The sequence below is a fragment of the Vibrio sp. 2017_1457_13 genome (assembly GCF_030851525.1).
GTDB lineage: Bacteria > Pseudomonadota > Gammaproteobacteria > Enterobacterales > Vibrionaceae > Vibrio > Vibrio metschnikovii.
On the sequence record NZ_VHTA01000003.1, the window covers coordinates 317,018 to 338,435 of the forward strand.

General features: G+C 44.1%; 16 protein-coding genes and 1 pseudogene. 13 read left to right on the forward strand and 4 right to left on the reverse strand.

Annotated features, from left to right (window positions below; translation table 11 throughout):
• Positions 1 to 3: 3 nt before the first annotated feature.
• The 4 genes from FKN88_RS05895 to FKN88_RS05910 form a co-directional block, all read right to left on the reverse strand.
• On the reverse strand, positions 4 to 591 hold the full coding sequence (locus FKN88_RS05895) for an RAMP superfamily CRISPR-associated protein (protein ID WP_217533695.1): 588 nt from the start codon (positions 589 to 591) through the stop codon (positions 4 to 6).
• A complete protein-coding gene (locus FKN88_RS05900; protein WP_306687298.1) occupies positions 588 to 2,330 on the reverse strand; it encodes a hypothetical protein in 1,743 nt (580 codons plus the stop codon). The genes FKN88_RS05895 and FKN88_RS05900 overlap by 4 nt, the downstream gene beginning before the upstream one ends.
• A 249-nt stretch (positions 2,331 to 2,579) precedes the next feature.
• Positions 2,580 to 2,951, reverse strand: coding sequence for a hypothetical protein (locus FKN88_RS05905; RefSeq protein WP_306687297.1), 372 nt, complete (start codon positions 2,949 to 2,951; stop codon positions 2,580 to 2,582).
• 424 nt (positions 2,952 to 3,375) lie between these two features.
• Positions 3,376 to 3,597 (reverse strand): helix-turn-helix transcriptional regulator, encoded by a 222-nt coding sequence (locus tag FKN88_RS05910; protein ID WP_217533687.1) that lies wholly within the window; start codon positions 3,595 to 3,597, stop codon positions 3,376 to 3,378.
• 100 nt (positions 3,598 to 3,697) lie between these two features.
• Here FKN88_RS05910 and FKN88_RS05915 point away from each other — a divergent pair, with 100 nt between their 5' ends.
• The 13 genes and pseudogenes from FKN88_RS05915 (at position 3,698) to FKN88_RS05975 (ending at position 21,365) form a co-directional block, all read left to right on the forward strand.
• Positions 3,698 to 3,934 carry a hypothetical protein gene (locus tag FKN88_RS05915; protein ID WP_306687296.1) on the forward strand — a complete coding sequence of 79 codons (237 nt, stop codon included), beginning with the start codon at positions 3,698 to 3,700 and terminating at the stop codon, positions 3,932 to 3,934.
• On the forward strand, positions 3,927 to 5,138 hold the full coding sequence (locus FKN88_RS05920; protein WP_306687295.1) for an Arm DNA-binding domain-containing protein: 1,212 nt from the start codon (positions 3,927 to 3,929) through the stop codon (positions 5,136 to 5,138). Before FKN88_RS05915 ends, FKN88_RS05920 begins: the two co-directional genes overlap by 8 nt.
• The gene (locus FKN88_RS05925; RefSeq protein WP_306687294.1) at positions 5,135 to 5,497 is read left to right on the forward strand and encodes a hypothetical protein; all 363 of its coding nucleotides are present in this window, start codon (positions 5,135 to 5,137) and stop codon (positions 5,495 to 5,497) included. Before FKN88_RS05920 ends, FKN88_RS05925 begins: the two co-directional genes overlap by 4 nt.
• Positions 5,498 to 6,002: 505 nt before the next feature.
• Entirely contained in the window at positions 6,003 to 6,956 is a 954-nt protein-coding gene (locus FKN88_RS05930) for a WYL domain-containing protein (protein WP_306687293.1), read from the forward strand.
• Positions 6,957 to 7,069: 113 nt separating this feature from the next.
• Positions 7,070 to 9,499 (forward strand): class I SAM-dependent DNA methyltransferase, encoded by a 2,430-nt coding sequence (locus FKN88_RS05935; protein WP_306687292.1) that lies wholly within the window; start codon positions 7,070 to 7,072, stop codon positions 9,497 to 9,499.
• Positions 9,499 to 10,749 (forward strand): restriction endonuclease subunit S, encoded by a 1,251-nt coding sequence (locus FKN88_RS05940; protein WP_306687291.1) that lies wholly within the window; start codon positions 9,499 to 9,501, stop codon positions 10,747 to 10,749. Before FKN88_RS05935 ends, FKN88_RS05940 begins: the two co-directional genes overlap by 1 nt.
• A 9-nt stretch (positions 10,750 to 10,758) precedes the next feature.
• Complete coding sequence (locus FKN88_RS05945) at positions 10,759 to 11,919, forward strand: DUF4268 domain-containing protein (protein ID WP_306687290.1); 1,161 nt, start codon at positions 10,759 to 10,761, stop codon at positions 11,917 to 11,919.
• A gap of 8 nt (positions 11,920 to 11,927) precedes the next feature.
• Positions 11,928 to 12,632 (forward strand): DUF3800 domain-containing protein, encoded by a 705-nt coding sequence (locus FKN88_RS05950; RefSeq protein WP_306687289.1) that lies wholly within the window; start codon positions 11,928 to 11,930, stop codon positions 12,630 to 12,632.
• Positions 12,633 to 13,175 (forward strand): RlfB protein, encoded by a 543-nt coding sequence (locus FKN88_RS05955; RefSeq protein ID WP_306687288.1) that lies wholly within the window; start codon positions 12,633 to 12,635, stop codon positions 13,173 to 13,175.
• Positions 13,176 to 13,345: 170 nt separating this feature from the next.
• Positions 13,346 to 16,372: a type I restriction endonuclease subunit R gene (locus FKN88_RS05960; protein WP_306687287.1), complete on the forward strand. Its 3,027-nt coding sequence runs from the start codon at positions 13,346 to 13,348 to the stop codon at positions 16,370 to 16,372.
• 20 nt (positions 16,373 to 16,392) lie between these two features.
• Positions 16,393 to 16,548: pseudogene (locus tag FKN88_RS05965) on the forward strand (IS630 family transposase); the annotation flags it as partial.
• 60 nt (positions 16,549 to 16,608) lie between these two features.
• Positions 16,609 to 18,783: an McrB family protein gene (locus FKN88_RS05970; RefSeq protein WP_306687286.1), complete on the forward strand. Its 2,175-nt coding sequence runs from the start codon at positions 16,609 to 16,611 to the stop codon at positions 18,781 to 18,783.
• A gap of 2 nt (positions 18,784 to 18,785) precedes the next feature.
• Positions 18,786 to 21,365, forward strand: a complete 2,580-nt coding sequence (locus FKN88_RS05975; RefSeq protein WP_306687285.1) for a nuclease domain-containing protein — start codon at positions 18,786 to 18,788, stop codon at positions 21,363 to 21,365.
• The last annotated feature ends 53 nt before the right edge of the window (positions 21,366 to 21,418 follow it).

The window sequence follows — 21,418 nt, forward strand, 5'->3', positions numbered from 1 at the left end:
TAGTTATTGCTCCTCTACCGTCACAATCACATCACCGAGGCCACGACGGCGTTTTCCCCCGACGGAATTAATCAGCGGAAGCACAAGGGAGAGCCAATGAGCAAACTGCTGCTGTATTTCTGCCGACGCGTTATTGAGCTCAAGATGGGCATGCAGAGCTAACGGTACGACGGTTTCCATGGCTCTTAATGATCCTTCTTTCGCTGCACCAGTCTGGCAATCAATAGCGGTGGCGTGGCGTACTAAATAAAGGTGCGCTTTATCTTTGGGATTGGCGTTGAAATAGGCAATTTCGGCAGCGCTTAATGTGGCACTGCTGATACGTAGTGCCCCTTGCGCTTGTGCGCGTACACCTTCACAACCAAACAATTGTGTTAAGGTGTGATTATCGGCACCTTTAAGCCACTCTAACTCTAATGCCTCATGAAAGGCTTGTCGCAATAATCCTTTGATACTTTTTCCACTTAGCATTGGTAGGGCATGCTGGTCTTTAAAGACCAAACTATCGGCATAGGCACCGCCTTCACGGCCGGTGCCCACATGCCATTCACTGCGCAGATCAAATCTGAGGCAAAAATTCAGCGAACTCATTGGCAATTCTCCTGCTCTGGCATGAAGTGTTCATAAACCAGCAAATCGATAATCCAGCTGTAGTATTGGCTTTCACCTTTATCATCGGTGTGATCCCAGAACCAGTTTGGCTCTGCGCGCTGCGTTACAGGCATTAATGAGGCTAAGTGTTTATCCCACTCGGTGCGCTGAGCCGGTGTGAGTTGGCTCAAGGCGCGATCATAGATCCGCATGGCCTCATCACTATTATCGCGACTTAGCTCTGTGGCCATTTGGCGGAATTTGTTGATAGACAACGGCAATGGCGCGTCTCCCTTCACTTTTTGGCTCAGGAACTGGCGCATACGCTCAAGTTCAATGAATGATGGCCCCACTACACTGGAGTTAAATTGATCATCGTTTTCAGTGATCAGATAACCCGGCAGCGCCCCTTGCAGCGGCTTACCCTGCCAGAGCCATTGCTGAGATTGTGCCCGTAACACGCGAATATCTTCAGCCAGTGCTTTACTGATGCGATAAAAACTTAATGCCGCCGGAAGAGCAGACGGCGTGTCTTTGGTTACAGTTTTAGCTTCACTGCACAAACCTTCCACTAAGTGATGGCACAGCATAAAAGGGTGATTGGCTTTGTGATACAAAATGCCACCACTGGCGGTCAGGTAGGGCAGTAAATCTGCACTGCCTTTAAGGTAGCGAGTATGTAAGCCTTTGAGCTGTTCTGCAGAATAAGTCTGGAACGCGCGGCAAAAATACTTGGCATACCCTAAGGCTAAATCCGCACGGCACAGTAGCGTGATGTCATCACCACCGAGCACCAATGGCCGCATAGCGAGGTATGTGACCGGTGTATTTTCCTGCTGCTTTAGCTGGGTTTGATAAAGCCATTGCGTGGCTTCCGCCGCGGCAAGCTCTGTGGCCTTAGCTAATGCATCTGAAAATTGGCGAAATGCAGTGGAAAAAACATTATCTGACTGATTTTCTAGGGCTTTACGCAGAGCTCTTAGCTGTTTGCCAAGGCCGTTGCCATCAATATGAATCAGCGCTAGATCACGCAAGTCGGTCTCATCTGCTTGTTCGGTTTGCGCATTGTAAAAATTGTTGCTATCGAGAGGGAATTGCAGACTTGCGGGCAGATCGATATTGGAACTGAATTTTTTTAGTAGTAGTGATTCGCGTAATCCGAGAAAGCGATAGCACTGACGATGTAATTCAGTATCAAGATCTATCTGTTGTTCGCCTTCGTTAGCTTGCGGGGCTATTTCGCGCCGTGCTACTGCAGAAATGGGCACAGCCGCTAACCCAGTACGTGGTGAAGCAACACAAGGTGCGGTACTGAGCGGATAGTGAGGACTTGGCAAATTTCGTGCCGCTGCTAGTGCCGTATGCCCTTGTTGTAACGCTTGCTGAAGTGAAGTGTTTTCACATAAGGCATCACAAAACGTTAGGCCTGGAAACAGTTGTTGAACGGTCAGTGTCCAGGTACCACGCAGTTGTACCAACGGGTCTTTACTCTGACTCCAAGCATAAAACGCGCCGCCTTTACAGCGTACAAAACTAATTTGATGATCATGCTGTTTGGTGTGCGGTGTAAGCAGGTCGGTTTCGAGTTGGCATTGTGCAATAACGTTAGCCAGTACAGAAGATGGGTGATTATCAATCAGACGATCTAACCGTTCACTGGCTGAGATGACATCTTTTAGCTTACCAGATTGAAACAGATAAGACTGTATCGATTTGGCTTCAAATAGATAAACAAACATACGGTGTTCCCTTTTGTTTAAGCAAAAGAAGGTAAATGTATTTACCGTTATGATGCAGAGATCAAACACTTATAATGCCATGAAATAATAATCATGTAGGTGCAGTGCACCAAATATCTAGAGTTTAAAGGGCAAAAGTGTAAGCGCGATCACTTAAGGTACTAACGAGTTGGATCAAGCGTTAGCACCTTAAGTGAAATGCTAGTTGTGTTAATCACTCTTTCACTGGAAATGCATACCATTGTTTCGCTAGTGCGTTGTTAAGGCGGCGATCTCTAAACTATTGACCATGCTCCAGCCAGCGGATTCTAAGATGGCGACTGAAATTGCAGGTGCAACAAGTTGTCCGACAAATGGAACAAATTTGCTGATCTCTTTCGTTAGCACCCGTATTGGCTGTTTGAGGATCGTGTTTTTTAAGGCTGCAATTGCCAAACCTTTCGCCACTTCCTCGCTGATATTTCGCCCCATAACACTGGCAAGGCTCATGCACATGGAAGTCATTGCAGTGATATCCGCAGCGATACCTAGGCCCGGAACGGGAATTAAGTTACCGGCGGCGGCTGCAGCGGCGTGACTATGAATAATCACATGACAGCGCTCGTTGAGTTGTTCGTTCATGATAACCTCCTCGGTTTTCGCGTTTGGATAGGTAAGGTTTTTTAAGCTTTGTTGCTGATGTCTTTCTATGATGAGGAGTATATCGTAAACAATAGACAGGTGAGTTTTGACCAATTGGTAAGAAGTGGCATGAATTAACACTTGAATATATAACAAACCACTTGGCGTTGAAGGGGACAGCTAGCGAGTAACACATATACCAACGGATACACCGGCTCGCCCCACATGGCTTGTTTGCTGTTCATCATAATGGTGATTAAGGTGGGGACAAGGTGTTGCAGTAAGCTAGTGTAATCGGGTAGTTGTTGACGGTTAGCGGAACTGCCAAAGGTCGCGCCGCCGTGAATCATTTGGTTTCTTAGGGTGTAAAGCCGAGAGCCTGTAATTTAAATTGTGTATCTGTTTAGAATTAACCGCTTAATAATTAGACTTTCTCATAGGTTATTAAATCTTCAATCTTACAATCAAAATACTGGCATAGGGAATCCAGAGTTTTGGTCGTTGTAGTATAGCCTTCATCACGAATCATTTTGGCCATAGCAGAGCGTTGGATACCTATTTCATTGGCAATTTCTGCTCCCGAAATCTTTCTCCCTTCTTTTGCCGATTTTTCTTCGATTAATGCCTTTAGGTTATATCTAATCAAATTTCTATTCCATAATAGTCTTTATGTGTGTCTTGATAGGACTCTTTGGTTGTATTATATTGACCTTGTGTCCTGTTAAAATACTCAAATGGAGGTCAATATGGACCAAACACTCTTAACGGTGAAAGAGCTCGCAGCTCGGATAAAATTTAGCGCCAACTATATCAATTCTAAGCTGCGAGACTCAATTTTTATCGAAGGTAAGCACTACATTCGACCTTTCAATGGTAGAAAAATTCTGTACATATGGGAAGAGGTGGAAGCCGAATTATATCAAAGTGCTACACGAAACGCCGTGTATATACCGATGGCTGCAGGGAGGGTTTGTTATGGGTAGCGTAAATTCACGAGGTTCTAAGCTTTACTTAGATTTCAGATATTGTGGCGTTCGCTGTCGAGAACAAACGCTGTTAACTGATACAGCAGCGAATATTCGCAAACTTACAAAATTGATGAATCAGATCGATGCCGATATTCGTTTAGGGTGCTTTGTTTATAGCGAATACTTTCCTGAATCAAAAAATGCCACCAAGTTCGTAAAAGCAGATATTCAATCTCGACGTAAAAAAGAAGAGCTATTGGGTGCTTATAAAACCGCTTCAAAAGGCCTACAAGGTATCACTAGTATTTCGTTTGAGGAGTTTGCGCATGAGTGGTTTGCTGAAAATGAAGTGAGATGGAAAACAAGTTATGTGAATAGCATGAAGATCTACTTGTTTAGCTATCTTGTTAGTGAATTTGGTGACGTGAATGTTGATCAAATTAGTCGGCCAGATATTCTAAAATATCGAGCTAAGTTAATGCAGCCTAAACCGGATGGAACAAAACTCTCTACAGATTTTGTTAATCACATAATGACGCCATTGCGCATGATTTTACGAGAAGCTGCTGACAGGTATGGTTTCCGCTGTCAGTTTGAAAATATCAAACCGCTGCGGGTAGAGAAACGGGACGTGAATCCGTTTACTTTGGAAGAAGTGATGGATTTCTTAAATGCGGTGAAAGTTGACTATCGAAACTACTTTCTGGTGCGCTTTTTTACCGGGATGCGCACTTCTGAAATCGATGGTCTGAAATGGCGATATGTGGATTTTCGTCTTGGGGTTATTAGTGTTCGTGAAACCTATGTCCAGGGGAAGATGGATAGCACCAAAACATTGGGCTCCGCTCGTGATATTCATATGTCGAGTATGGTGTTAGAAGCACTCAAAAGTCAGAAAGAAGTCACTGGGGCAGGAGAGTTCGTTTTCTGTAACGCCGAAGGTAATCCATTAGATAAAGGAAACATTCGTGATCGTGTCTGGAAGCCAACATTAAAGAAAATGGGTTTACCTTATCGTCGTCCCTACGAAACTCGACATACTGCCGCGACTCTCTGGTTAGCAGCAGGGGAAGCACCTGAATGGATTGCGCGTCAAATGGGTCATTCCAACACAAAAATGTTGTTCGAAATCTACAGTCGTTACGTTCCTAACCTGACTCGTAAGGATGGTTCAGCATTTGAACGCTTACTGACGCAGTTGAAGGAGAGAAATCAATGAAATACAACACCATGAATGTTCATTGTGCCAGTTTATGCCTGGATGTATTAAATCAAGGTCATTTCTTTCGCTACACCACGCCCGATATTCTGGCGTTTGAATCAGAAGTTAAAATACAAATCCGAGTGCGACTAGAACCTGTCTCCAGTGACATACAGGATGAAGAGGGAATGATTAAGGCGTTGGCGTCAGAGGTGATCAATGTGTTGCTACATTATCATTTTACAGCCGGGCGTGTTTCACCAGATTTAATCATGGATTTAATACAACATCGGCTCGATAATTTTTTAAAGAGTGGAGAGACCGACGTGATACACAGGGTATGTGAGCATATGTTGGGTCACTTAGACCGTCCGTAGCAGTTACACAAAATTATTTACAGGGTCGTAGCGTCTCATTGTACGTTTTTTCAGTTGGGCATCGGTATTACCGGTGCTTTGTTGTTTAGCCTACTTGAACCTTGATAAAAGAAGTAACGGTTTCATTTCTTCTCGTAAGTGCTCAGCAGAGATAGCGAATGTGGTGTCACCGGTTCCGAGCACATCGATCTCGGCTATCACCAATGGCATAAAACAATGTCTTTACGCCCAAATCTGAGCGACAATTGCACTCCAGATCAAAAAGTTGTCGCTTAATCTACTCTACAAAATAATTTGTGATAGGATGACACCTAATAAAATTAATTAGGTTGAAGTCTATTCAGTGTCTTATGGCCATCTATCCAGCTTCAACCAGTAGAGATTGCTAAGTCATTGCGGATAAAGAGCAGCATTGAGCGGCGCTATTCAATGTGATTAAGCGATGTCTGACCGTATTTTATAAACAGAGTTTTAAGAACCTGGTTGAATTGGATAAACAAGACGCATGACAAATGATGGTCTGAAACAAACGGTACCAGCGAGTTCACTCGCTAAAGAAGGTGCGGAGGGCAAGCCAGATAGGCTTTCGCAGATAGCGAAGTTGCCACAAGCAACTAGGGACCGCATTGCCCACATCGATTTCACCTTATTATTTAAGGGCGAAGCGGTACGAGCGGATTTAGTCGATCGCTTCAGCATAGCCGCCGCACAAGCAACGAAAGACTTCACAATGTACCGAGAGCTTGCACCAGGCAACATTGAGTATGACCAAAAGCTCAAGTTGCATAAGCGTGGTGAAGCATTTAAACCCTTGTTCGACTATGACGTTGTGAGAACCCTGGCAACCATTAGCCAAGGGTACGGAGATGGCTTCACTGGAAAGGTAAAACCGCCTCTGGCTTGTGAAGCGCCTTATCATCTTAACAAACCGAGCTTATCGATAGTGGCGAAGGTCACCGAGGCCATACACAAAGGCAAAGCCTTGAGTATCACCTATGTGTCGTTATCGAGCGGTGAAACCACGCGTGAAATTGTGCCGCATACACTGGTGGACAATGGCCTGCGTTGGCATGTTCGTGGTTTTGACCGCAAGCATAATGAGTTCCGTGACTTTGTATTGACCCGCATTAAAGCAGCGGCTGTGCTTGAAGACTCAAGGTTATCTGAAGCTGAGCTCGAAACCCAAGATCGGCAATGGAATCGCTTTGTAGAGCTTGAGTTAGTGCCGCATCCACGTATTGAGCACAGCGAAGCGATAGAATTGGATTATGGTATGACGGGTGGCGTTCTAAAGGTTGAGATTAGGGCTGCAACCGCGGGGTACTTGCTTCGCCAATGGCATGTGGATTGTTCTACGGAACACTCATTAATGGGCTTTGAGTATCAGCTTTGGTTGCGTAACAGCCAGGCACTTTATGGTGTCACAAATTTAAGTATTGCGCCGGGCAGAACAAGTTAATCGAACGATGTAGCGACCATTGAGACGTTACAGAAAGAACAGAATTTTAAATTTATAGTGAAGCCGTTGCAGCAACCTAATGGGGTGCAACTAACACTGAACAGGAAAAGAAAATGGATCATAGTGTACATAACAAGCTCATCTCATTTATTTGGAACATTGCCGACGACTGTTTACGGGATGTGTACGTTCGCGGTAAGTACCGTGATGTGATTTTACCTATGGTGGTATTACGACGTTTAGATACGTTACTTGAACCCACCAAAGAAGCCGTGCTTGAAGAGGTAAAGTTCCAAAAAGAAGAGATGCAAGCCACCGAGCTGGACGATGAACCATTAAAGGCCGCCAGTGGTTATGTCTTTTACAACACCTCTAAGTGGACGCTGAAATCACTGTACAACACCGCTACTAATAACCAGCAAATCATGCTGGCCAATTTTGAAGAGTACCTGCTGGGCTTTAGCGATAATGTTAAAGAAATCATTGAATGCTTTAACCTTAAGTCGCAAATTCGTCACATGGCCTCCAAGCAAGTCCTGCTTGATGTCGTCGAGAAATTTGTTTCCCCTTACATCAACTTAACTCATGAAACGGTCGAAGACCCAGATGGCAACAAGATGCCAGCCCTTACTAACCTGGGTATGGGTTACGTGTTCGAAGAGTTGATCCGCAAGTTCAACGAAGAAAACAATGAAGAAGCAGGTGAACACTTTACGCCACGTGAAGTGATTGAATTGATGACGCACCTAGTGTTCGACCCAGTGAAAGACCAGTTGCCCCTAACCATGACCGTTTACGATCCGGCGTGTGGCAGCGGCGGTATGCTGACCGAAGCGCAAAACTTTATTGAAGAAAAGTACCCCAACGCCAATCGTGATATTTACCTGTACGGTAAAGAAATCAACGACGAAACCTACGCCATCTGTAAATCCGACATGATGATTAAGGGCAATAACCCGGAGAACATCAAAGTGGGCTCTACCTTATCCACTGATGAGTTTGCCGGCAGTAAGTTCGACTTTATGCTATCCAACCCGCCTTACGGTAAGAGCTGGGCTTCGGAGCAAAAGTATATTAAAGACAACAAAGATGTGATTGATTCACGCTTTAAAGTCAGCCTGAGCGACTACTGGGGCAATACAGAGCTGCTAGACGCCACGCCGCGTTCCAGCGATGGCCAGTTGCTATTCCTGATGGAAATGGTCAACAAAATGAAAGACCCAGCGGTTAGCCCGCTCGGCAGCCGCATTGCCTCGGTACATAACGGCTCGTCACTCTTTACTGGTGACGCAGGCGGTGGCGAGAGCAATATCCGCCGCTTTATTATCGAAAACGATATGTTAGACGCCATAGTGCAACTGCCGAATAACCTGTTCTACAACACCGGTATCACCACCTATATCTGGCTGTTAAACAACAATAAGCCGCAGCAGCGCAAAGGCAAGGTGCAGTTAATCGATGCCAGCTTGCTCTACCGCAAACTGCGTAAAAACCTGGGCAATAAAAACTGCGAATTTGCCCCGGAGCACATCACGGAAATTACCGATACTTACTTGTCTTGTGCTGCAATTGAACGCCAGCTAGATTCGAACAAGGATCCTGTCGGTATCGCCAGCAAAGTCTTTAATAACGAAGATTTTGGCTATTACAAGGTAACCATTGAGCGCCCAGACAGACGCAAAGCCCGCTTTAGCCAAGAGGCCATTAACCCGCTGCGGTTCGATAAGCAACTGAGCGACGTTATGGCGCATCTTTATCAGCAATACGGCGAGCGCGTCTATGAGAAAACCGGTTTTGGCGCAGATCATAAACAAAGCTTCTTAAAATCGATTGAAAAAGAGATTATCAGCTGGTGTGAAGAGCAGGATATTAGCCTGAATGCCAAAGCTAAAACCAAACTGCTGGATGTTAGCCACTGGTTAGTGCAAAAAGCGCTGCTGCAAACCGCAGAGCAGCTAATGGCCAGCATGGGTGAGGCCGAATTTAACGACTACAACCAGTTTAAACAATTGGTTGATGACACCTTAAAAACCAGTGGTACAAAACTCTCAGCCACTGAGAAAAACAGCATTCTTAACGCCGTCAGCTGGTACGACGAATCAGCGGTAAAAGTGGTCAATAAAGTGGTGAAGCTAAGCGGTGATAAATTAGCCGCATTACTGGATCATTTGGGCTGTACAGAAGCCGACTTGCCTGATTTTGGTTACTTCCCAACAAGCAAAAAAGGCGAATACATCACCTATGAGACCAATGCCGATTTACGCGATAGCGAATCCGTGCCGCTATCCGGTGGTGAAAAGCAGCAAAGTATTCAGCAATACTTTCTGGATGAAGTAAAACCGCACGTTGCCGAGGCCTGGATTAATCTGGATTCAGTGAAGATTGGCTACGAAATCAGTTTTAACAAGTACTTCTACCGTCATAAACCCCTGCGTTCTTTGGAAGAGGTTGCGGCTGATATTATTAGCCTGGAGCAGAAAGCCGAAGGCTTGATTGCACAAATATTGGGTGTAAAAGTAGCTGACGTTCAGGGAGAGGCGTAATGAGTAATTTAGCGATACTCCCAAAATACGAAGCGTACAAAGAGTCTGGCTCGGAGTGGCTGGGTGATATACCTGAAACATGGAATTTGCTATCAAACAAATATATTTTCAAGCTAAAGAAAAATCTCGTTGGCAAAAGATCAGACGAGTATGAGCTTTTATCTCTGACACTCAGAGGTATTATAAAACGCGATATGGAGAATCCTGAAGGAAAGTTTCCAGCTGAATTTAACACATATCAAGAGGTGGCAAGTGGTGATTTTGTCTTTTGCCTTTTTGATGTTGAAGAGACACCAAGAACTGTAGGACTGTCTTCATTTAACGGCATGATTACTGGTGCTTATACAGTGTTTGAGGCTATCTCAGATTTTAATAAAGTATTTCTCTATTATTTTTATTTAAATCTTGATTCAACCAAACGCTTGAAACCTCTGTATCGTGGCCTAAGGAATACCATTCCAAAAGATTCTTTTATGGGGTTTAAGACGTTTGTTCCAAATTTTGAGCAGCAAACCCTAATCGCCAGCTTCCTAGACAAGAAAACCGCTCAAATCGACGACGCGATTGCTATTAAAGAGCTGCAAATTAGCCTGCTGAAAGAGCGTAAGCAGATCATCATTCAACAGGCGGTGACCCAAGGACTTGATCCTAATGTGCCAATGAAAGACTCCGGTGTTGATTGGATTGGGGAGATACCGGAGCATTGGGAAGTTAAAGCTTTAAAATTCATTGCATATATGAAGAGTGGCGAGACTTTATCACCCGATCAATTCACTGAAACAGGTTTTCCAGCATATGGTGGAAATGGCTTGCGAGGATACACAAGTACATTCACAAATGATGGTGATCATATTTTGATCGGCAGACAAGGAGCGCTATGTGGCAATGTCAATTATGCAAGCGGTAAGTTCTACGCTTCCGAGCATGCCATCGTTGTTTATCCACTAAACAATGAGGACACTCGCTGGCTAGGAGAGGCGATTAGAGTTGCAGATTTTAATAGGTTGTCACAGTCTGCTGCACAACCTGGCATTGCAGTGAACGTGATAAAGAATGTTTTGTTCCCTCACCCACCATTACTAGAGCAAGCAGGTATTTCTAAACATATAGTTGAAGCAGAGCGAAACATTCACAAAAGCATCGAAATTTTCAATCTGCAAATCGAAAAGCTTAAAGAATACAAAACCTCCCTGATCAACAGCGCCGTGACAGGAAAAATAAAAATCACCCCAGAAATGGTTGAGCAATAGGATGCGATTATGTTCACGGTGAATCATCAAACCAACAGGATTAGTCCGGTTAAGACGAAGAGATTCAGTGAGTTGGGCTTTACTGAGCGCAAGCATCTTCAGGAGTGGTTGGCACACGAGCCTTCCGTACTCGGTGAAGAGCTGCTGATTATTCAAAAGGAGTTTGATGGCTTTGATGATACTCGTGAACGCCTCGACCTATTGGCGCTGGATAAAGACGGCAATCTGGTGATCATCGAAAACAAACTGGATGACAGCGGCCGTGATGTGGTGTGGCAGGCGCTTAAGTATGCCTCTTACTGTGCCAGCCTGACCAAGGCACAAATTGTTGAGATTTATCAGCAATACCTTGACCGCTATGAGCCTGTGGCAAGTGAGCCAGAGCTAAAGGCACCACAACATGCCGCCGCCCGTATTTGTGAGTTTTTGGATGCACCAGACCTTGATGAAGTAAAACTAAACCTAGGTAACAGCCAACGTTTAATGCTGGTGGCGGCGAATTTTCGCAAGGAAGTTACCAGCACCGCACTCTGGTTATTAGGCCAGGGCATTAATATCGCCTGCTTTAAAATCACGCCCTATGCTTTGGGCGAGCAGTTGCTGATTAATATCGATCAGATTATTCCCACCCCAGAAGCGAAAGAGTTGATGATTGGCATTAGCGCTAAAGAAGCCGAAGAGAAAAGCGCCGAAGTGGTACTTAAAAACCGCCATAACGTGCGGCGTGATTACTGGGAGCGAGCCTTAGAGGCGCTTCAGAAAAGTTCATGCCAACTCTATAACAACATTAGCCCAAGCAAAGATCATTGGTTATCAGCAGGCTCAGGGCTAAGTGGATGTTCGTATAACCTGATATTTCTGCAAAAAGAGCTTCGAGTAGAGCTTTGGATCAGCCGTGGAGTTACCGAAGAGAATAAATACCTTTTTGACTTGTTGAGTCAGTCCAAACAGGACATTGAACATGCTTTTGGTGCAGAACTTGAGTGGATGAGGCTGGATGAGAAGAAATCTTGCCGTATCCAGTTTTCGACCAAAGCTGATGGGTTTAATAAAGAGACTTGGCCCCAAGCGGTTGCGTGGCACTTAGAGCAGATGACAAAGTTAGAAAAAGCCTTAAAAGGACCGCTGCAAAAAGCGGCTGAGGCAATGAAACAGAAGAATTTTAATTAAGGTGGGGCATGACGGTTTATAAAATATTCTGTGACGAAAGCTGCCATCTGGAACATGATGGTGCCGACATTATGGTGCTAGGTGGAATACGTTGTAGTGAAGAGAAAGCTCTTGCTTTAAACAAACACATTAAATGGTTACGTCATCGTCACAATTACCATACGGAGCTAAAGTGGACGAAATTAGTTAATAAACAGTTTGATTTCTATGCCGCCTTAATAGATTTGATTGTTGACGACGTGGATGTTTGGTTTAAAGCTACTGTTGTGCAACACAAAGAACGCCTTGCACATTCTAATTTCAACGAAGGTTCACATAACATTTTTTATTACAAGATGTATTACTACACGCTTAAAGACTTTCTTGAAGCTGGGCACGAATACAGAATTTACTTGGACTATATGGATACCTTGGGCGGGGAAAAAACTAAAAAGCTTTGTGAGGTTTTAAGGACGGAAGGCCGAGAAGGTCTGAATGTAGAGCCTTACATTATTCAGTCCTATGAGTCTCAGCTGATCCAAGTCTGTGATTTGATCATCGGCGCTATTAGTTATAAAAACCGAAGTGATATTGAAAAGTGTAGCCAAATAAAAATAAAAATCTTGGACTACTTAGAAAGTAAGCTAGGGCATGCTCTAGACTACGGGACCCCACCGTGGGAGCGAAATTTTAATATTTTCCGTTTTGCACCGGCAATAGTGAAAGGTGATTGAATGCTAAATCGCCCGATTGATCTGTCTGCTTATACGGAAACACAGGCTTTTGATCATCTTTACCCGTTTTTTATAAGAGACTTTGTCACACAAAAAACATTGTTAGCAGCTCGCATCTACGTTGATCCAACAGGCCAAGGTATGAGAAATGGGCGAGAGGAAGTCTTTTGGCATGTTACGACAAGGGAAAAGAAAAAGCGTGTTAAACAGGGGAAAACTTATACTCAAATAGTTACTCGACCTTTAGACCCTGACAGAGCCAGCCGAATTGAGTGGATTCGCCCGATTCTCTTGAATCATGATCATGCGGATATTCGCATGTTTTATCGAAAAGAGACCAAGGGCAAAAAGCCAATTCGCCTCTATTTATGGGCGTACAAGGAAGATTTCGTGGTTATTGTACAGAAACTAGGGGCCTCGGATGTCTTTTTAGTGACCAGTTTTTATATAACGGAAGCTTATAAAAGAACTAGCTACCAAAAATGGTTCACAGAATATGAAGCTGGGGATAGGCCAGAATTAAATAGTTGTGAGTGGTTTTAGAGGAAAGGAATGGTCGCCTATTATGGACCGGGCGATTAGCGGTCACCTCTTTCTACGCATTGGTAGGTGAGCGTTGGGAAGTTTGAACTAATTTAGGGCGTTCTGTCAATGGTAATGATAGACCTTTTTTCATGTTACGTGGGTTGCAACAGCAGGTTTAGGGAATAAGTATGGTTAGTCAAACTAATGAGCAAGCATTAGAGTCGGCGATTGAGAAGTGCTTAACGGGTACGACTCTCGAAGAGCTCAAAGCAGGGGTGCAAGAAGTTGCAGCTGATTTTCACAATAGGCTTTATCAGGTTGGTTTCGCATCAGACTTCAACGTGCAATATGCCATTGATGAACGTTTCTTCTGGCAATTTCTGCAAACGACACAAGAAGTAGAGTTGGCCAAACTGCAAAAGAACAACCCTTCAGATTGGCAGCGTAAGTTACTCGAACGATTTGACCGACTGATTAAGAAGCATGGCATTCTTCATTTACTTAAGAAAGGGCTAAGCGTAGACGATGCTCACTTCAATTTGCTCTATCCAGCCCCTTTGGCAAGCAGTAGTGAGAAGGTAAAGCAAAACTTTGCAGATAACGTGTTTAGTTGTACTCGCCAAGTGCGCTATTCGATGGTAAATCCCCTACAAGAAATCGACATGGTATTGTTTATCAACGGAATACCATTGATAACGCTGGAGTTGAAGAACGCATGGACGGGGCAAACAGCACGTTATCACGGCCAAAAACAGTATCGAGATGATCGAGATGCAACTCAGCCATTGCTGACCTTTGGCCGCTGCCTAGTGCATATGGCGGTCGATACCGACGAAGTGTATATGACCACCAAGTTATCAGGTGGCAGTACCTTCTTCTTGCCGTTCAATAAAGGACACAATCTTGGGCAGGGTAATCCACCGAACCCAACTGGCCATAAAACGGCATACCTATGGCAAGAAGTATTCACCAAAGAAAGCTTGGCGAATATTATTCAGCATTTTGTGCGTCTGGATGGGTCAAGCAAAGATCCATTACCAAAGCGAACTCTGTTCTTTCCTCGATACCATCAATTGGATGTGGTGAGAAAATTAGTAGACCATGCTGCCCAGCACGGTGTCGGTCAGACTTACTTAATTCAACACTCTGCCGGTTCAGGTAAGTCTAACTCTATTACCTGGGCTGCTTATCAGTTAATTGAAACCTATCCTGCATCGTCTGATGTGGCAGGCGGAAAAAGCTTGGAGCAGCCGTTGTTTGACTCTGTGATTGTTGTTACCGATAGACGCCTACTGGACAAGCAGCTGCGGGATAACATTAAAGAGTTTTCTGAAGTAAAGAACATTATTGCCCCGGCGAACAAGTCATCTGAGCTTAAGCAGGCGCTCGAAAATGGCAAAAAGATCATTATAACGACGATTCAGAAATTCCCGTTCATTATTGATGGTATCGCCGATCTTAGTGACAAGCGCTTTGCGGTGATCATCGATGAAGCACACAGCTCACAGTCTGGTTCAGCGCATGACAACATGAACCGAGCGATGGGCAAGTCTGAAGTCGAAGAGGCAGAAGATGCTCAGGATAAAATCCTTCAGGCTATGAAATCGCGCAAGATGCGCGGGAATGCATCGTACCTGGCATTTACAGCGACACCAAAAAACAGCACGTTGGAGAAGTTTGGTCAGTGCCAAGAAGATGGCACTTTCAAGCCTTTTCATTTGTATTCCATGAAACAAGCCATTGAAGAAGGCTTCATCTTGGATGTGCTGGCAAATTATACGACATACAAAAGTTATTATGAGATTGAGAAATCAATCGCTGATAACCCTGAGTTTGATACTAAAAAGGCGCAGAAAAAACTGCGATCTTATGTAGAGCGAAGCCAGCAAACGATTAATACCAAGGCAGAGATTATGCTGGAGCATTTTATTCCGCATGTCGTGAATGCGAAAAAGCTCAAAGGTAAAGGTAAAGGAATGGTGGTCACTCAAAATATTGAGACGACCATTCGATACTACAAAGCGATAAGGCGGATACTTGAGGAGCAAGGGAACCCCTTTAAAGTTGCCATTGCTTTCTCAGGAACTAAAGAAGTTGATGGTGTTGAGTATACCGAAGCAGATATTAATGGTTTTGCTGAGTCAGATACCAAAGATAGGTTTGATACCGATGAGTATCGACTTTTAGTGGTTGCGAACAAGTATCTGACTGGGTTCGACCAGCCTAAACTTTGCGCCATGTATGTGGATAAGAAGCTTGCCAGCGTATTGTGTGTTCAGGCGCTATCTCGGCTCAATCGTAGTGCACCTAAGCTAGGGAAGAAAACAGAAGACTTGTTTATCCTGGATTTTTTTAACTCAGTAGAAGATATTCAGTCAGCATTCGATCCTTTTTATACCGCAACGTCGCTGTCCCAGGCTACAGATATAAACGTGCTGCACGAGTTGAAAGATGAAATGGACGATGTCGGTGTGTACGAGTGGTATGAGGTTGAAGACTTTGTTACGCGTTATTTCAATAATGAAGACGCCGAGACACTTAGCCCAATCATTGATGTTGCCGCAGCACGGTTTGAGCATGAGTTAGAGCTTGAAGCTGAAGCTAAAGTGGACTTTAAAATTAAAGCCAAACAGTTCGTTAAAATCTATGGGCAGATGGCATCTATCATGCCTTATGAGATGGTCAGCTGGGAAAAACTGTTTTGGTTCTTGAAGTTTTTAATACCGAAATTGAAAGTGGAAGATCCCGATGCAGATGCTATTGATGAGCTTCTCGATTCTGTCGATCTGAGTTCATACGGTTTGCAACGTGTGAAGCTTAACCACAGCATTAAACTTAGCGACCAAGAAGCGGAGCTTGATCCTCAAAATCCGAACCCACGAGGAACGCATGGCGGTGAAAAAGAAACTGACCCGCTGGATGAAATCATTCGCACATTTAATGAACGATGGTTCCAAGGCTGGAGTGCCACACCTGAAGAGCAAAAAGTTAAGTTTGTGAACATCGCTGAGAGTATCCGCAATCACCCAGATTTCGAAGCTAAATACCAAAATAACGCCGACCCGCATACGCGAGAGCTAGCGTTTGAGAAAATGTTGAAAGAAATCATGCTTCAACGTCGTAAAGATGAGTTAGAACTCTACAAGCTGTTTGCCCAAGACCCTGCTTTTAAAGCGTCGTGGACGCAGAGCATGCAGCGTATGGTTGGGATGTAGTGCCCGAGTGATGTTGGCTTAGTCTAAACATCAACCGAATAGAGCGATTATGGAAAGTAATGAATGAGAAGACGAGGAACGACATTTACTTCAAAAGTAAACGGGACTTCAAGATGGCAATAGACCAATTTTTTGCTGTGACTCTTCCAGAGATCGCAGGCTCTTTGGTATCTTGAATAAATGATAGTTTTCAGGTTCTTAAGCCTGCATCTTTAAGTTGATTGAGTATAGAAAGCATGGCGTTAGAACAAGTTATCTATGACTTTGAAGAGGTTAAAGGGCTCTCTGATGCAGAGCTTTATCAACGCCTTTGTGAGAGTTGGGGTATTACGAATGGAAAGCTGGCAGTTTGGGGCAAGATTCTAAATGGCCCAGACTCCGATAGTAGAAAGCTCCCAACCCGCCTTTTAGAGATTAAATCCCTCCAAACGGGACTGGATACTGAATATCCCATTAATGTTCGTTTGACGATGGACAAAGGTGTTTTTGTTTCTTTCAAAAGTGTCGAAGAGTTGTTTGGCTTGGAAGATGGAAGTTTTGTCTCATGCGAGCTCGCTTTAGCACCTCAATCCGAGCGCGAAAAACATGAAAACCCATTCGAATGCAATGTGGTAGTAAGTTCAGTCCGTCGACTTGTCAAACTTCCTGAATATACGGCGAATGACATCATCAAAGGCGATGAAAACATCTTCCTTGATGATGCTGTTTACAAGCTGCATTTACAGAACGTTCAATCAAGAATTGACAGCGAAGTGAGTGCGCTTAACGCAGAATTTGAGCTCGAAGAATCCTCATTGAAGGCTCAGATATCGTCATATCAAGATCAGCTTCTGCAAACTCAAGATGACCTAAATCAAAAAAATAACGTTCTCTCTCAGGCGATTGCGAAAGTCCAAAAGCTGGAAGTTGAACACTCTGAATGGCAACACAAAATTGCATTACAAAAAAAGGCGGAAGAAACAATGTCTAAAAAAATTGAACGCTTAAAAGCCTATGTCGAAAGTAAGGCAGGATTCCTAAAAAGCTTTGAATTTTTGGATGATGAAGATTTCGATTTTTTTGTTGGCAATCGTTCAGCTTCAGAACAGCAAGGTGAACATATCTCTTTTTCACAAGCCCTTGATTCAAACTACAGCGATGCAGTTTCTTACATTCAAGCGTACCTCAAACAACGAGACATCCTGTACCCTCGCCATATTATCGAGAACTTCCTGACCCTTATTCGCACCAACGATCTTATCATTCTGGCGGGCGACTCTGGTTCGGGTAAAACGAATTTGGTTCAGTCGTTTGCCAAGGCAATTGGTGGTGTATCGAAAATTATCCCAGTTAAGCCAAACTGGACAAGTTCAGAAGACTTGCTCGGTTATTACAACCCGCTAGAGAAGAAATACTTGGCGACACCATTTCTTGAGGCCTTGATCGAGGCTAAGCAAAACCCTGATATCCCATATTTCATTTGCTTAGATGAAATGAATCTTGCCCGAGTGGAATATTACTTTGCTGACTTTCTTTCCAAGCTTGAGGAGCGTAACGAGCAACCGACCATTCAACTTTACTCGAATGATGAAGCTGCACATGTTCTTGCCGAGCTAAAAGGGGTTGTTTCGGTCATTTCTAACGCGCAAGAAAAATTTAGTAAAAATGGCATCGTGGACTTCGTTACGCTCATGCAAGATGAAGAGATTAACGCTGAAATGAAACGCGCATTTGGCTTTAGCGCTAAAGACTCACTGATTAAATACCACGGTGATATCAGACGCATGTTGGCAGGTGTTCTTGGTACACCTTCGTCGATCACGATTCCAGAGAACGTAAGAATCATTGGTGCGATCAACATCGACGAAACGACCCATTACCTTTCACCAAAAATTCTCGATCGTGCGCACGTGATGAAATTTAAGAGTCCTCTGCTGACCGACTGGGATGTCATTTTTGATGAGATTGACTCTTACAAACTTGATGACGTTACTTTGCCACTAGTGTTTGATATTGCAGAACTTGGCGAGCGAACCCCTTACCCAAAATTTGAACGCTCTGATGAATTTTGTGAGTTGTTCACTACCCTAAACCGAGAAGTGTTTGACCCGCTTGACGTGGAGTTTGGTATGCGTACCATTCGACAAGGGCTTAACTATGTTAGTCTGTTTAGCGATGTAAACGAGAATAAGTCTCTTGCTATCAACAACTTTATTGTTCACAAAGTGCTGCCAAAATTCACTTTTGATGGCGATAAGCAAGTGGGTGATTACAGTAAAGCTGAGCTTGTTAGCCGTGTATTCTTACCTCGACTTGAGTCGCTGTTGAAAAATCAAACGGAGATAGCGACGGAGTTTTCTTGCACCAAATCGGTAGAGCGTTTGGTTAAAACGGCTGAATCGAATGATGGCGTTGTGAACTATTGGGCGTAATCATGGAAGCTCCATTCGCTATCAAGTTTATCGAGACCAAATGGCATGATATGCAAACCTTAGTGAATATTAGCGAGTCGGAGTACTCGCTAAAGCTTGAGCATACGGGTAACAACGCCTTTTCCGCACACACCACCATTTACCCTAAGGTCGATGAGCTACGTTTTGCTCAACTTGCGATTAAAATTCAGCTTGGTGAGCAGTCACCGCCTTACATTGCCATGCCCAATGGTGAGAGAAGGCAGTTAGAGTCGATTACCGATCCCGCTTCTAATGCAGTGTGGTGGGTTGAGCCTGCCCATTGGGATGCAAAACAGCGGGTTTGGCGCAGTGAAGCGCGAAGGACTGCTGGCCAAATCACGTTTGTTATTGGCAGTTCAACACTAAAGCTTGATATTGATATCTCCGAACAGACCACATCGGAGCTTTCATGCTACTTGTCAGACTTTAAAGCAGATTTGTGGGAGCTGATCCTCGATGAGAACAGCCATATCACTGGCGACGCTAAAAATTCTCAGGTTGCGGCTATCGATCAGGAAGCGTTGTCACTGGTCTCGTCAATTCTTAGTAATACACAAATCATCCTAAAAAAGCCCAAAGTAGAGCTGAAAGAAGTTCAAGCATTGAGGCCAACCAAAGAAGTGCGTCCTGTACCGCGTACATTTATGGAAATATGCACCAAGGGCTCACGCAAGCACTTGACCAGTCGCGCATCCGAGCCAAGCTACAACGTGCCAGAAAACCAGTATGTGCTGCATGTGGTTTCGAGCACGTTGAGTATTGTAAAGCAATTGGTTAGGGTAGCTGAGAGCAAAAAGAATCGTTTTTCTGGTGCTATTGAAAAGCTCAATGAGCGTTTAGATAGTTTAAAAGATTATCGTACTATCAACCGTGACCTAGTAGTTAAAGACTTAGAACGACTTAAAAAGTGCTTTGATACAGAAGTAATCAATGCTGAGTTGGCGAGTCAGTTAGGTGAAATTAATGCCAATAAATATTTTTCGCCAAATCATGCCGCCAAAGGTTACCTCAGATTAGAAAAAACTACAGAATCTGAGAATGAGTGGTGGGCGAAAATTAAGCCGTCCCAGCATGATGATTGGCAACAGTTTGAACTTAATGGGTATACCATTTTTAGTTCTGGTGAGCATTACGCGAGCTTGTTTAAGCCATACAGCGACTATGACATGGTGGCGATTATGCCTCCTCCCTCGAGGAGAGGAACAGCTTCGATCTTGTACCCAGAGTACATATCCAAACTAACGATTCTGGCGGATTCACGATCCCTCTTAAGAGATAAAGAGAAGTTTTCCAAGTTGCGCGAGCAAGGCATTGCTCTAAATGAAAATGGCTGGAAAACGAAGCTGACACAGGAAGAGCTCTCTGAACAGGAGAAAGAACGAGAGACAATTCGAAAGCGCCTTAGTTACTTTGCTAGTGAGCATGAAAAAGTAGGAATAGTGCATCAGGTACTGGCGCCCAAAATAAAGCCTTTCCAGCAAGTAGAAAAAGAATGGCGTCAATGCAAAGTCAAAAGTAAAAGTACCTTTCCTAACTCTATGACTTTTGTGCAAAACCCTGCCTATCAAGCGGTTCACTCGGGTTTTAAAAAGTTAAAAGAGCAGATTGGCTTGGCCGATGAGGACATTTTACTTTCACTGGAGAAGATTGAGGCGATTGGACTAGTTAACATGCCACTGCTCTATGAGCGGTGGTGTTTGCTTCAAATTATTAAAGTGCTGACTCAGGCTTTCCGATATCAGCCAGAAGGCAACTGGAAACGTAAGCTGATAGCGAATATTCAAGGTAATGAAGCGCAAATCAGCATTCAGTTTTTCAACCCTAAGGTTTCAAGAATAGTCACCTTGCAATACGAGCCATTTCTAGCCAACGGCAAACGTCCTGATTTTGTTCTGGATGTGGAAGCGACGACCAAAAGTGGTTCGCAGATTTCAAAACGGTTAGTCGTCGATGCAAAGTACTATTCAGCTGCCTATCTCAAGCATAGAGGTGGAATCGGTGGGGTTATTCATGAACTTTACAGTGGTAAGGATTATAGCGAAGGCCAAAAGAACAGTGTGTTTGTTCTGCACCCAGTGTTAGATGCAGTTGAGAAAGTCGTATCCCCGCAGGAATGGGCGAAAGACAGTTATTTAGGTGAGCTTTCCATGTTTGATTGGGAGCCAGAGCCTCAACGTCAAGCTACAAACTATGGTGCAGTATGTGCTAACCCAATGAAGTCGCAACGCTATCTTGATGAAATTCAGCGTATGCTTGGCATGTTTTTACAGTATCGCATTGAAGACAATTTCTCCTTCCCAAGAGCATCTGATGATACCGAGGCTGCGAACTTCTGTATTTCTTGTGGTTCAGCGGACGTTGAGGATGTTTCAAACTCAAAGCGCTCTAACAAAGAAAAACGTTGGTATCGGTGTAATGAATGCACCCAATTCACGGTTTACACCCATTGCGGCTCTTGTAATACGAGGCTGATCAAAAATGGAGAGTATTGGACCTACTTGTCTTTGATGCCTATGTCTTCAATTAACATAAAGTGTCCAAACTGCGAGTCTCCCGTATAAGGCAGGGTAGGCTCGCACTTCAATATACAAGCAACCTACAATTCATTGGTCGC

Coding starts and splice junctions, on each gene's coding strand:
- FKN88_RS05920 (WP_306687295.1), top strand. CDS start 3,927: ATGGGTAGCGTAAATTCACGAGGTTCTAAGCTTTACTTAGATTTCAGA.
- FKN88_RS05915 (WP_306687296.1), top strand. CDS start 3,698: ATGGACCAAACACTCTTAACGGTGAAAGAGCTCGCAGCTCGGATAAAA.
- FKN88_RS05900 (WP_306687298.1), bottom strand. CDS start 2,330: ATGTTTGTTTATCTATTTGAAGCCAAATCGATACAGTCTTATCTGTTT.
- FKN88_RS05945 (WP_306687290.1), top strand. CDS start 10,759: ATGTTCACGGTGAATCATCAAACCAACAGGATTAGTCCGGTTAAGACG.
- FKN88_RS05970 (WP_306687286.1), top strand. CDS start 16,609: ATGGCGTTAGAACAAGTTATCTATGACTTTGAAGAGGTTAAAGGGCTC.
- FKN88_RS05950 (WP_306687289.1), top strand. CDS start 11,928: ATGACGGTTTATAAAATATTCTGTGACGAAAGCTGCCATCTGGAACAT.
- FKN88_RS05935 (WP_306687292.1), top strand. CDS start 7,070: ATGGATCATAGTGTACATAACAAGCTCATCTCATTTATTTGGAACATT.
- FKN88_RS05905 (WP_306687297.1), bottom strand. CDS start 2,951: ATGAACGAACAACTCAACGAGCGCTGTCATGTGATTATTCATAGTCAC.
- FKN88_RS05930 (WP_306687293.1), top strand. CDS start 6,003: ATGACAAATGATGGTCTGAAACAAACGGTACCAGCGAGTTCACTCGCT.
- FKN88_RS05960 (WP_306687287.1), top strand. CDS start 13,346: ATGGTTAGTCAAACTAATGAGCAAGCATTAGAGTCGGCGATTGAGAAG.
- FKN88_RS05895 (WP_217533695.1), bottom strand. CDS start 591: ATGAGTTCGCTGAATTTTTGCCTCAGATTTGATCTGCGCAGTGAATGG.
- FKN88_RS05925 (WP_306687294.1), top strand. CDS start 5,135: ATGAAATACAACACCATGAATGTTCATTGTGCCAGTTTATGCCTGGAT.
- FKN88_RS05955 (WP_306687288.1), top strand. CDS start 12,633: ATGCTAAATCGCCCGATTGATCTGTCTGCTTATACGGAAACACAGGCT.
- FKN88_RS05975 (WP_306687285.1), top strand. CDS start 18,786: ATGGAAGCTCCATTCGCTATCAAGTTTATCGAGACCAAATGGCATGAT.
- FKN88_RS05940 (WP_306687291.1), top strand. CDS start 9,499: ATGAGTAATTTAGCGATACTCCCAAAATACGAAGCGTACAAAGAGTCT.